General features: G+C 70.4%; 10 protein-coding genes. 6 read left to right on the top strand and 4 right to left on the bottom strand.

Annotated features, from left to right (window positions below; genetic code table 11):
* Window positions 1–114 precede the first annotated feature (114 nt).
* Window positions 115–1884, top strand: coding sequence for an arginine--tRNA ligase (gene argS / locus ACFYXH_RS00050; RefSeq protein WP_389559257.1), 1770 nt, complete (start codon window positions 115–117; stop codon window positions 1882–1884).
* Window positions 1885–1921: 37 nt separating this feature from the next.
* Here argS and ACFYXH_RS00045 read toward each other — a convergent pair whose 3' ends face one another.
* A complete protein-coding gene (locus ACFYXH_RS00045) occupies window positions 1922–3199 on the bottom strand; it encodes a helix-turn-helix domain-containing protein (RefSeq protein ID WP_389559255.1) in 1278 nt (425 codons plus the stop codon).
* 340 nt (window positions 3200–3539) lie between these two features.
* Between ACFYXH_RS00045 and ACFYXH_RS00040 the strand changes: the two genes are divergently transcribed.
* The gene (locus ACFYXH_RS00040) at window positions 3540–4247 is read left to right on the top strand and encodes a DUF4232 domain-containing protein (protein WP_389559253.1); all 708 of its coding nucleotides are present in this window, start codon (window positions 3540–3542) and stop codon (window positions 4245–4247) included.
* Window positions 4248–4346: 99 nt separating this feature from the next.
* On the opposite strand, the gene ACFYXH_RS00035 is transcribed toward ACFYXH_RS00040, so the two are convergent.
* Window positions 4347–4616: a DUF1876 domain-containing protein gene (locus ACFYXH_RS00035; RefSeq protein WP_389559251.1), complete on the bottom strand. Its 270-nt coding sequence runs from the start codon at window positions 4614–4616 to the stop codon at window positions 4347–4349.
* A gap of 224 nt (window positions 4617–4840) precedes the next feature.
* Between ACFYXH_RS00035 and ACFYXH_RS00030 the strand changes: the two genes are divergently transcribed.
* From ACFYXH_RS00030 to ACFYXH_RS00015, 4 genes are all read left to right on the top strand, one after another.
* Complete coding sequence (locus ACFYXH_RS00030) at window positions 4841–5710, top strand: NAD(P)-dependent oxidoreductase (RefSeq protein ID WP_389559250.1); 870 nt, start codon at window positions 4841–4843, stop codon at window positions 5708–5710.
* A 244-nt stretch (window positions 5711–5954) separates the two neighbouring features.
* Window positions 5955–6713 carry a DUF4253 domain-containing protein gene (locus ACFYXH_RS00025; RefSeq protein WP_389559248.1) on the top strand — a complete coding sequence of 253 codons (759 nt, stop codon included), beginning with the start codon at window positions 5955–5957 and terminating at the stop codon, window positions 6711–6713.
* A 159-nt stretch (window positions 6714–6872) separates the two neighbouring features.
* Window positions 6873–7769, top strand: coding sequence for a glycoside hydrolase family 19 protein (locus ACFYXH_RS00020; protein ID WP_389559246.1), 897 nt, complete (start codon window positions 6873–6875; stop codon window positions 7767–7769).
* 173 nt (window positions 7770–7942) lie between these two features.
* Complete coding sequence (locus ACFYXH_RS00015) at window positions 7943–10723, top strand: alpha/beta hydrolase family protein (RefSeq protein WP_389559244.1); 2781 nt, start codon at window positions 7943–7945, stop codon at window positions 10721–10723.
* A 43-nt stretch (window positions 10724–10766) separates the two neighbouring features.
* Here ACFYXH_RS00015 and ACFYXH_RS00010 read toward each other — a convergent pair whose 3' ends face one another.
* Window positions 10767–10919: a hypothetical protein gene (locus ACFYXH_RS00010; protein ID WP_389559242.1), complete on the bottom strand. Its 153-nt coding sequence runs from the start codon at window positions 10917–10919 to the stop codon at window positions 10767–10769.
* A 54-nt stretch (window positions 10920–10973) separates the two neighbouring features.
* On the bottom strand, window positions 10974–11963 hold the full coding sequence (gene hemB, locus ACFYXH_RS00005; protein ID WP_389559240.1) for a porphobilinogen synthase: 990 nt from the start codon (window positions 11961–11963) through the stop codon (window positions 10974–10976).
* Window positions 11964–12179: the final 216 nt, after the last annotated feature.

Here is a 12179-nt window from a genome sequence, read left to right as displayed (position 1 = left end):
TGCTCGTCCCGGACGGAAACCGGACAGAAACTCGGGAGAGAGAGGCTGCCGCCCCGTGGGACACTTGACAACCGAAATAGACCTCTCGACGAGACTCGACAAGAACGGAAGCTCATGGCCTCGGTCCCTTCCCTCGCTTCGACCGTGCAGCAGCGCCTCGCGGACGCCCTCTCGGCAGCTCTGCCGGAGGCCGGTTCCGCCGATCCCCTGCTGCGACGTAGCGACCGGGCCGACTTCCAGGCCAACGGCATCCTGGCGCTCGCCAAGAAGCTGAAGGGCAACCCGCGCGAGCTGGCGGCCAAGGTCGTCGCGGGCCTGCCCTCCGGTGACCTGATCGAGGAGATCGAGGTCTCGGGCCCCGGCTTCCTCAACATCACGCTCACCGACGAGGCGATCGTGAAGACCCTCGCCGCGCGCGCCACCGACGACCGGCTCGGCGTTCCGTACGCGCAGAACCCGGGCACCACGGTCATCGACTACGCCCAGCCGAACGTGGCCAAGGAGATGCACGTCGGCCACCTGCGCTCCGCGGTGATCGGCGACGCGATGGTCCAGATCCTGGAGTTCGCGGGCGAGAAGGTGATCAGGCGCCACCACATCGGCGACTGGGGCACCCAGTACGGCATGCTCATCCAGTACCTGATCGAGCACCCGCACGAGCTGGACCACGAGGGCGCCGAGGAGGTCACCGGCGAGGAGGCGATGTCCTCCCTGAACCGCATCTACAAGGCTTCGCGCGCGCTCTTCGACTCCGACGAGGCGTTCAAGGACCGCGCCCGTAACCGGGTGGTGGACCTGCAGGCCGGGGACCCCGAGACGCGTGCCCACTGGCAGCGGTTCGTCGACGAGTCGAAGATCTACTTCTACTCGGTCTTCAACAAGCTCGACATGGAGATCCGCGACCCCGACATCGTCGGCGAGTCCGGCTACAACGACATGCTCGACGAGACCTGCCGACTCCTGGAGGAGTCGGGCGTGGCGGTCCGCTCGGAGGGTGCGCTGTGCGTGTTCTTCGACGACGTGAAGGGACCGGACGGGAACCCGACCCCGCTCATCGTCAGGAAGAGCAACGGCGGTTACGGCTACGCGGCCACCGACCTCTCCGCCATCCGCGACCGGGTGCAGAACCTCAAGGCGAATACGCTCATCTACGTCGTGGACGCCCGGCAGTCCCTGCACTTCAAGATGGTCTTCGAGACCGCGCGCCGGGCGGGCTGGCTGAACGACGAGGTCAAGGCCGTCCAGCTGGCGTTCGGCACGGTGCTCGGCAAGGACGGCAAGCCGTTCAAGACCCGTGAGGGCGAGACGGTACGGCTGGTGGACCTGCTGGACGAGGCGGTGGAGCGGGCGACGGCGGTCGTACGGGAGAAGAACAACGAGAAGATCGCCCTCACCGAAGAGGAGATCATCGAGAACGGGGCGCAGATCGGCATCGGCGCAGTGAAGTACGCCGACCTGTCGACCTCCGCCGCCCGGGACTACAAGTTCGACCTGGACCAGATGGTGTCGCTGAACGGCGACACGTCGGTGTACCTGCAGTACGCGTACGCCCGTATCCAGTCGATCCTGCGGCTGCGGGGCGAGGCCCAGCCGGCCGCGCACCCGGAGCTCGAACTGGCCCCGGCGGAGCGCGCATTGGGCCTGCACATCGACCAGTTCGGCGAGACGCTTGCGGAGGTCGCGTCGACGTACGAGCCGCACAAACTGGCCGCGTACCTGTACCAGCTCGCGTCCCTCTACACGACGTTCTACGCCGAGTGCCCGGTCCTGAAGGCCGAGACCCCGGCCCAGGTCGAGAACCGTCTGTTCCTGTGCGACATCACTGCCCGCACGCTCCACCAGGGCATGGCGCTCCTCGGCATCCGCACCCCCGAGCGCCTCTGACCGTCAGTCCCCTGAGGGTCTCCTACGACAGAGACCCTCAGGGCGCGGGCTGCGCGACCCACGCGCTCTTGTCCGGCCAGTACCCGTACTCGGTCCGCCCCTTGATCGCGCTCGTACGGAACGGCTTCCCGTCGTCGTCGACACGTACCGTCCCCCGCCGGTCCCCGCTGCTCCAGTCGAGCTCCAGGTACCAGCTGACATCGTGTCCCTCGGTGTGGAGGTCGAGGTTGAGCACCTGCGGATCGTTGGACGCGACCTTGTACGGGAAGTCCTTGGCGGGCACGACGGTGTCGCCGTCCTGCCCCGCCACGGGCTTCACCAACGGCTGCCCTGCATCCAGGTCGATGTCGAAGGTCTGCGGGGTGATGCCGCCACCGCAGCCGTAGGACATCGAGTACGCCTTCCAGTCGAGGGGTGCGCTGCGCGCAACGACCCGTACATGCACGGCGTTCAGCACCACCGAGTCCGCTGTCTTGCCCGTCGCGGTCAGCTGAAGCAGCATGTGGCCGCCGTCCACCCCGCCCAGCGCACGGGCCCAGCTCCGGTTGTCCTGCGGCGCGGGCGGCGGTGGGACCGCGTCGGGAGCCTGGTCGAGTAGGTAGTACTGACCGCAGGGCTCATCCCAGTTGTACGAGCTGACGCCCACCCGCAGCGGTACGCCGCCGGCCTGAGCCGGAGCCGTGGAGGCCACGCCCTTCGACCGTGTCGCCGCCGGGCTCCCGCTGGGCGAGGTGCTGGGGGCGGGGCTGCCGCTCGGCGAGGCGCTGGGTGACGCGGACCGGGGCGCGGCGGTGCCGGGCGGGGCGCTGGCCCCGGCGACGGCGTGGGACTGCCCCTTGCCGTCCTGGTCCTGCGTGGCCGCGTGGCTCGCGACGAAGGCGGCCGGCACGGCGAGGGCGACAACGGCGCCTGCGGCGAGCGCGATCCGCAGCCTCTTGGGGTGGCGGGCGCGAGGCTCGGCTGCCTCAGCCTCCGGCACGGGGTCCGGCTCAGCCTCGGGCACCGCGTCCGGCTCACGCACCTCCGGCACGGGGTACGGCACCACCGCGCCCTCGGCCCGCGCGCGCCGCCGCGCGCCGTCCGCCAGGATCCATCGCCGATGCAGCTCCACGAGCTCGTCCGGCGTCGCCGCGCACAGCCGGGCGAGCCGCTCCACGGGGGCGTACTCGGTTGGGACGGCATCGCCGTTGCAGTACCGGTGGAGCGTGGACGTACTCACATGCAGCTTGCCCGCGAGGACTCCGTAGCTGCGTCCCGAGCGGTCCTTGAGTTCCCTGAGCAGGGCCGCGAACTCCTCGGCCTCCAGCCTCGCCACGTGCTGTGTTCCCCCTCGTAAGCCCTGCCGGCTGTCCCGGAACGCCGTTCCAGGGACGGGATATCCCCCCAGGTCACCGTACGCGCAAGCGTTCCAGCATCCCCAATGGTTCAGGGGCTGTTGCGGCCGGAATCAGCCGCCGCGCAGTCTGTGGTCGCACCGCACAGCCCACCGGGAAGCAGCCGGAAGCAGCCCATGCGAACCCGCATCCGCAACAGCCTCGTCGATGTCATGGCCGTGCTTGTACTGATCACAGCGACTGCGGTCGTCACGGCCCTCATCTGCCACTTCTGATCCACGGACGAACCACAGACGAACCACACGGGGAGAACCGAACACCATGCGCAACGCCCGCTTCCGCACCACCGCCGTCGCCGCCACCGCTCTGCTGGCCGCCCTCTCGCTGACGGCGTGCCAGTCCGACGACGACGCAAAGAACCCGGGTGCGTCCGTGAGTCCCACCGCCGACCGGAGCAAGCCCGATGCCGACCCCACATCCACCCCCGCGGGCAGCGACAAGGGCAACGGCGGCAGCAGCGGCGGCTCGGCGGCCGGCGACGGCAAGGACAAGGGCAGGGACAAGAGCAAGGACAAGGGGAAGGGCATCAGTGACCCCGGCCCCGTCACCGACGCCTGCAGCGGCGCGAACACCAAGGTCACCGTCAGCAAGGTGACCCGCCCCATCAACCACCTGCTGCTCACCGTGACCAACACCGGCTCCAAGGCGTGCAACGCCTACCATGCACCGCTGCTCCGCTTCGACGACGCCCAGGCCGTCACGCAGGTGATGGAGGACAGCCGGCCGCAGGCGGTCACCACCATCGCCCCCGGTGAGTCCGCCTACGCCTCCATCCTGCTGTCGAGCGCCGACGGCAGCGGCAAGGACGGCTACACGGCCAAGCGTCTGACCGTCCACTTCGCGCCGCGCGGCGGCTCGGGCTCGACCGGTACCCCCGTCGGACTCGCTCTGCCGACGGGCACATACGCCGACTCCACCACCGCTGTCAGCTACTGGCAGCGCAGCATGGAGGACGCACTCACCTACTAAGGCGCGTAGGGCGTGCCAGGCGCCCAGGCCGCGTATACGCGTAGGGCGCACGCGTGCGTCCCCCGCCGGAAACCCCGGCGGGGGCCGCACCGCATCCCGTCACATCAGTGCGTGCGACTTTCTGCCCGAGGCCTCGTCGATCTCCACGTGGGCCTTCTGCAGCAGCTGCGAGGCCATGTCCATGAGCGCTCGTGCGCCGGCGATCTCCTCGCCGACCCGCAGCTGTTCCGAATCGGACGGGTGACGCTGGGCATTACCGTGGCCGCGTATTTCCGTGCCGTCGCCCAGTCTCACCATGGCGGCCGACCTGGTCCGGTCGCCTTCCTCGCTGAATTCCATCTCTACGTGCCATCCGACGAGTGTCTGCATGGCGGATCACCTCCGGTACCTCTTCCAGAGTGCGCCGCCGGAGCGCAGATCACCACTAGTCGATGACTTCGGCCCCGCCCAGCCGGATGCGAGTGTGCCCAGGCCTGGCGGCCTCGTACTCACCTTCAGGTCAGTAGCTGACCAAATAGTCGGTACTTGTGGGCATTCCGGCGCGGCATGAGGATCGGAGGAGATCCCTTACGTCCCTCCCGAGGAGCCCTTCCATGTCCGCGCCCAAGTCCGCCGTATCCGTTCTCGGCCTCGGAACGATGGGCTCTGCCCTCGCCGCCGCTTTCCTGAAGGCCGGGCACCCCGTCACCGTCTGGAACAGATCCGCCGCCAGGACCGGTCCGCTGGTCGCCCAGGGCGCGCTCCCCGCCGGTACCCCGGCCGAAGCCGTGGCCGCGAGCCCCCTGGTCGTTGTCTGCCTGCTCACCAACGACAACGTCCAGGAGCTCCTCGCCACGCTCGCCGAGGAGGTCTCGGGCAGGACGCTGGTCAACGTCACCAACGGAACCCCGGCCCAGGCACGGGAGTTGGCGGTCTGGGCGGCGAAGCACGGGGCCGAGTACCTCGACGGCGGCATCATGGCCGTACCGCAGATGATCGCGGGCCCGCACGCGTACGTCTTCTACAGCGGCCCGCAGGGTACGTTCGACGCCCACTGCGAGACGCTGTCCGCCCTCGGCGGCACAAAGTACGTCGGCACCGACCCCGGCCTCGCCGCGCTCTACGACCTGGCGCTGCTGACCGGCATGTACGGCATGGTCCTCGGCGTGATGCAGGCCTACGCCCTGGTGCGTACGGAGGACATCCCCGCCACCGAGTTCGCCGAGCTCCTGGTCCCCTGGATCGGCGCGATGCTCGCCGGCGCGCCCCAGTGGGCCAAATCGATCGACTCGGGCCGGCACCTCACGGACGTCTCCAGCCTCGCCGTGAACCACGCCGCCTTCCCGAACTTCCTCGCCGCCTTCCGCGACCAGGGCGTCAGAACTGATCTTTTCGAGCCCTTCCAGGCGATCCTGGACCGCGCGATGACCGAGGGCTACGAGGCCGACGGCCTGTCCCGCATCGCCGACCTGCTCAGGGAGTGACAGCGAACCCGTACAAGAAATTCGTACGGGCCCGCAGGGCGTGACGTGCGTACGTGGGCGGGGAGTTGGACGTGTATGCACCCCAGAAAGCGGCAGCGGAGGAACGCCTCGGCGATGAAGCTCGTAGGCGCGCAGTTGGCGATGTCCCGGGAGTTCGCCGGACTCACCCAGGGCGAACTGGCCCCGTCTTCACCGCCACCATACTCTGAGCCGATTGTCAGTGGCGGCCCCTAAGGTCGGTTGCATGGTGATCAACCCGAGCGCACTCGGCCTGGATCTGCCGTCCGGTGCCATGCGCGTCCAGCCGTCCCTCTGGTACGCGAACGACCCGGCGCAGCACGACAGTTGGGCACGCCTCTTGCCCGCCCGGGAGGCGTGCGGCATGCACCCGGTGCTGCTCGTGAACGACGAGAGCCGTTCCCTCACCTGGGACGAGGATCTCGATGTCGAGCATGTGTCACACCCCGACGACCATGACCTGGAAGAGGTCCTGATATCGCTCTGGTCCTCCGTCCAGGCGGAGGACGCGGACCAGGGCGACGCGGACACCATCGCCCCCTTCACGCCCGAGTGGCCGGGTCTCGCCCCGGCGGGCGAGCCGCTGGCCGAAGCGGACGCCACGGCCGCTCGCGTCGCCGCCGAACTGCTGGACGCCGGGCGGCTGAAGGCCGCCCGGGCGGGGCTGATTCCCGTCCGCCGCAGCGCGGACATTCCCGCCGCGCTGGGCTGGCTCGGCCCGTGCAACCACGCGGACACCGGCCTGCTGTCCACCGTCCTGCGCTCCTGGGAGGACCGCTTCGGCATACGCGTTGTGGCGCTCCACTTCGACCGCCTGGACGTCTCGGTCGCGGCCCCGCCCCGCACGATGACGGAGGCTCTCGCGGTCGCGGCCGAGCACCACGCGTTCTGCCCGGACAACGTCCGGCAGGGGTACGACACGATCCGCGAGTACGCGGAACGGGCGCTGCTGGGCAAGCAGCACTGGACCTTCTGGTGGGACTGACCGGAGGAACAGTTTTCGGCTGACCCTGATTCACATTGGTCTATACCTTGACTCGATCACGTCAACGCGCTTGAGTGTGCGACACAACCCCCCACCGCGGCCTGCCCGGACCGCAAGTCCCGTTCCGGGCAAGGCCGTTGCGCGCAAAGGAGTGATCGAGTGCTGAGACACCGCATCGTGGCGTTGCTGATCGCGATCCTGGCGGGAAGCGGACTGGCGGCGGTCTTCATGCCCGCCGCATCCGCCGCCACCGCGGACGCCTGCACCTCCGCGCCGAACTGGTCCGCCGGTACGTCGTACGTCACTGGCAACGTTGTCAAATACACCGACGGCAAGTACTACATAGCCGAGCACGACAACCCGGGCTACGACCCCACCATCAGCACCTGGTTCTGGGACCCGTACACCTGTAGCGGCGGCGGGGACCCGTCCCCCTCCGGCTTCGTCGTGAGCGAGGCGCAGTTCAACCAGATGTTCCCGAGCCGGAATTCGTTCTACACCTACAGCGGGCTGAAGGCCGCGCTGAGCGCGTACCCGGGCTTCGCGAACACCGGCAGCGACACCGTCAAGAAGCAGGAGGCCGCGGCCTTCCTCGCGAACGTCAGCCACGAGACCGGCGGACTGGTCTACGTCGTCGAGCAGAACCAGGCCAACTACCCGCACTACTGCGACTGGAGCCAGTCCTACGGCTGCCCGGCCGGCCAGGCGGCGTACTACGGCCGCGGTCCGATCCAGCTCAGCTGGAACTTCAACTACAAGGCCGCGGGCGACGCGCTCGGCATCGATCTGCTCAACAACCCCTGGCTTGTGCAGAACGACGCGGCGGTGGCCTGGAAGACCGGCCTCTGGTACTGGAACACCCAGAACGGCCCGGGCACGATGACCCCCCACAACGCCATGGTCAACCAGGCGGGCTTCGGCCAGACCATCCGCTCCATCAACGGCTCGCTGGAGTGCGACGGCAAGAACCCGGCGCAGGTCCAGAGCCGCGTCAACAGCTACCAGCAGTTCACCCAGATCCTGGGCGTCGCCCCGGGCGGGAATCTCTACTGCTGACCGCCCTGATGGGCTCGTGAACGGGCCGCGGCCCCGGGGCGTTCCCCCGGGCCCGCGGCCGCCATGTTCACGCGGACCCACAGGCAACCCGAAGAATCTTCCCCCCGTCCTCCGAGATCGAGAGGCACCCGAGCGGACCGGGCGCCCGACCCACGGGATTGAGGAGGGGACCGTTGATACGTGCCCGGAAGATATGGGCCACCGCGATAGCGGTGCTCACGGTGGCGGGGGTGTCGCCGGCAGTGGCGCAGGCCCGGCCGCAGCCACCTGATGTCAGGACCGCCACGGCGGCGAACGACGATGGCGGTTTACCGCCCGGCTGGCGGATCACGAACACCGACGGCGAGAACGCGCTGGAGTGGCGTTCCCCGAGGCCGGTGCCGGCGGGCGACGCGCGCGTGGAGTTCCACGCCGACGGCAAGCTGGTCGGCGTGCCCGAGCAGGCGAAGGACGGCCGGACCTTCCGGCTGGCCCTCGACGACGCACGCACAGCAGATCTGACAGACCTTCAGGTGTTGGCGGCGGGCCGGCGGCTGGACCGGGCCGATGAGGCGTCCGACGCCCGCGACCGGCGTTCCGCGCCACCCGCCGCCAAACCGCCCGCCCGGCTCCCGGCGGGCTCCGTCGATCCGGGCAAGCCGGGCACGTACCGTACGGTCACCGGCGAGTACACGCTCGACCCCGTCCGCCTGCCCGGCTTCTCGGCACCCGTCGAGATGCGCGGCGTCGTCGTCGCGCCGAAGGGCGCCACCGGCAAGCGTCCGATCGCACTGTTCCTGCACGGCCGGCACGCCACGTGCTACGTCCCGGGCGGCGAGGAGTCGAACATCGACTGGCCCTGCGCGAAGGGTGCCAAGCCGATCCCGAGCCACCGGGGCTATCTGCGCGACCAGGAGCTGCTGGCCTCCCAGGGCTATCTGACCGTGTCGATCTCCGCCAACGGCATCAATGGCCAGGACGGGGACGCCGAGGACGGCGGAGCGCAGGCGCGTTCCTCACTGGTGCGGACACACCTGGCGCGGTGGGCCGACTGGGCCGCCGAGCCGGCCAAGGCGCCGGCGGCCGTACGCAAGGCTCCGAAGGCCGACCTGTCCCGCGTTCTGCTCGTCGGCCACTCGCGCGGTGGCGAGGGCGTCAACCGAGCCGCCATGGACAGCCTCTACCCGCCCCCTCCCGGCCAGGACGGCTACCGCGGAAAGGTGCGCTGGCACATCCGCGGGACCGTGCTGATCGGACCGACGATCTTCGGTCAGAACCCGGTGCCGGACGTGCCGTCGCTGACGATCCTGCCGGGCTGCGACGGCGACGTCTCCGACCTCCAGGGCCAGGTGTACGCCGACGGCACCCGCGGCGTCAGCCGGGGCAAGGCCCTGCACAGCGCGGTCTACATGGTCGGCGCCAACCACAACTACTTCAACAGCGAGTGGACGCCGGGCCGGGCCCAGGCACCCGCCGACGACGACTTCTGGCACGACCCCGAGCAGCCGGACCCGGTGTGCTCGCCGGGCACCGCGACCCGCCTGACCGCCGACCAGCAGCACCGTGCCGGCGCCACCTACATCGCCGCCGCCGCGCGGCTGTTCGTCGCCGGGGACGACCGGGTGCGCGAGCTGCTCGACGGCTCGGGCCGCCGGGCTCCCTCCGCCGACCCCGCGCGGGTGCTGACCCACGCGGTCGGCGCGAACCGTGGTGCCGGGTTCCTGCCGGACGGCTCCGTGAAGGTGACCGGCGGACGGCTCTGCTCCGCGATCGACCCCGACCCACGTACCGCCTGCCTGGACGCGAAGGCGGGGGGCTCCTCGCCGCACTTCGCGCGCTGGCAGCCGGAACGCGAGACCGGCCGCCGGGCGGTGGCGCTGCGCTGGTCCGCGCCGGGCTCGGCGGTGAAGGTGCGCCCCGAGAAGCCGCTCTCCGTCAAGGGCGCCAAGAGCCTCGCGCTGCGTGTCTTCGTGCCGCCGAACTCGACGGAGACGCAGCTGGATGTGTCCGTCACCGACGCCTCCGGCAAGCGGGCGAACCTCGGTCGCGTCCGGGTGGACGGGCTGCCGGGCAGCGACCGCACCTCCTCCTACTGGGCGCGCGAGGTGCGCGTACCGCTCACCGCCGCCACCCGCGCCGGTCTCGACCTGCGGCGGGTCGCCTCCCTGGAGCTGACCCCGCGCACACGCTCCGGACGGGCGTGGCTGATGGACGCCTGGGCCTGGAGCCCCGGCACCCCCGCCGTGCGGGAAGCACCGCTGACCCGTGTCGACATCGGCCGCCTGAAGGTCAAGGAGGGCGACTCGGGCGAACGCACGTACCGGGTGCCCGTGCGCATGTCCGGCAAGGGCAGCGGCGCGGTGCGGCTGTACGTCCTGGACCCGGTCACCGGCAAGGCGAAGGACCGGCTGGTGACGGTCCGGCCCGGCAGCAGCAACATCGACGTACCGGTGAAGGTGAAGGGCGACAAGCGGTACTCCTGGGACGTGTCCCACGACGTGCTCGTGAAGGCGGTCCGTGGGGCCGTCGTCGGCTCGCACGCCGGCGGGGTCACCGCCGAGAACGACGACCCGATGCCCGAGATCAGCGTGAAGCCGGTCGCCGACAAGGTGACCGAGGGGCAGCCCCTGAAGTGGCAGGTCTCCCTCTCCGCGCCCGCCGATGTGGAGATCACGAGGACGCTGCGACTCGTGCCCCTCCCGGGCCGCCCCGAGCTGTCCACCAAGGACGTCGACCCGAAGTGGCTGCTCGACATGGTCGGCGAGGTCCCCAACGGTGAAGTCCCCCTGTCCCGGCTGGAGCACGCCAACCTGTGGGTGTCGGTACCGGCCGGGAAGACCAGCGCGGAGGTGACCGTGCCCACGGTCCGCGACCAGGTGGCGGAGCCGACGGAGTACGTGGGCCTCCAGCCCACCGACGACGAGGGCGAGCCGCACGGCCCTGCACTGACCGGCACAGTGCTCGACGCGTCGTAGGCATCGGCCGCAGCGTCACCCGGCCTTGAACCGGCACCCCGGCTCAAGGCCAGGTGAACGCGCACCACACCACCTTGCCCGGATCGCGCCGGCCGACACCCCAGGCGTCGGTCGGCGCGTCCGCCGGCAACAGGCCGCGCCCCAACTCGCCGTCCGGGTCGCCCACGCAGGGCCGCCCGTCACCGCCGTCGTGCACAGGAGGACGTCAGCGGCAGGTTGTCGAAGCACACGGGGAACTGCTTCTCGAGAGCTAGCAGCCCTGGGCGACCTCGGTCGCCCAGTAGGTCAGGATCATGCTCGCGCCGGCCCGCTTGATGCCGAGCAGGCTCTCCAGAATCGCCTTGTCCCGGTCGATCCAGCCCTTCTCTGCGGCGGCCTCGACCATCGCGTACTCACCGCTGATCTGGTACGCGGCGACCGGCACGTCCACGGCGTCCGCGACCTTCGCCAGCACATCGAGATACGGACCCGCGGGCTTGACCATCACCATGTCGGCGCCCTCGGCCAGGTCCAGCGCCAACTCCCGCAGGGACTCCCGGAGGTTGGCCGGGTCCTGCTGATACGTCTTGCGGTCACCGCGCAGCGAGGACCCGACGGCCTCCCGGAACGGCCCGTAGAAGGCGGAGGAGTACTTGGCGGTGTACGCGAGGATCGACACGTCCTCGTGTCCCGTCTGGTCCAGCGCATCGCGGACGACGCCGACCTGGCCGTCCATCATCCCGCTGGGCCCCACGACATGGACACCGGCGTCGGCCTGGACCTGGGCCATCTCGGCGTACCGCTCGAGCGTCGCGTCATTGTCGACGCGCCCTTCGGCGTCCAGCACCCCGCAGTGTCCATGATCGGTGTACTCGTCCAGACAGAGATCGGACATGATCACGAGCTCGTCACCGACCTCGGCCTTAACATCCCGGATCGCGACCTGCAGAATCCCGTCCGGATCCGTCCCCGCGGTCCCTGCGGCGTCCTTCTTCGCGTCTTCAGGCACCCCGAACAGCATGATCCCGGCCACCCCGGCCTCAAGCGCCTCGACGGCCGCCTTCCGCAGGGTGTCGCGGGTGTGCTGGACGACGCCGGGCATCGCGGAGATGGGCACGGGCTCGCTGATCCCTTCCCGCACGAAGGCGGGCAGGATCAGATCGGCGGGGTGGAGCCGCGTCTCGGCGACCATGCGCCGCATCGCGGGGGTCGTGCGCAGCCGCCTCGGCCGCGCGCCGGGAAAGGATCCGTACGCAGTCATAGGGGCAACGCTACGCCGGGTGGGGGTGCGCGATTGCCGACAGGGTGTCGGGGCGGGGGGGGGCCCCCCGCCGGGGGCCCCCCCCCCCCCCCCCCCCCCCCCCCCCGCCCCGGGCCCCCCCCCCCCCCCCCCCCCCCCCCCCCCCCCCCCGGCCCCCCCCCCCCGCGGGGGGGGCCCCCCCCCCCCCCCCCACACCCCCCCCCCCCCCCCCCCGGG

Origin of the sequence: Streptomyces sp. NPDC002730, from assembly GCF_042888805.1 — a bacterium.
Lineage (GTDB): Bacteria > Actinomycetota > Actinomycetes > Streptomycetales > Streptomycetaceae > Streptomyces.
This window is presented reverse-complemented; position numbering and strand designations above follow the sequence as displayed.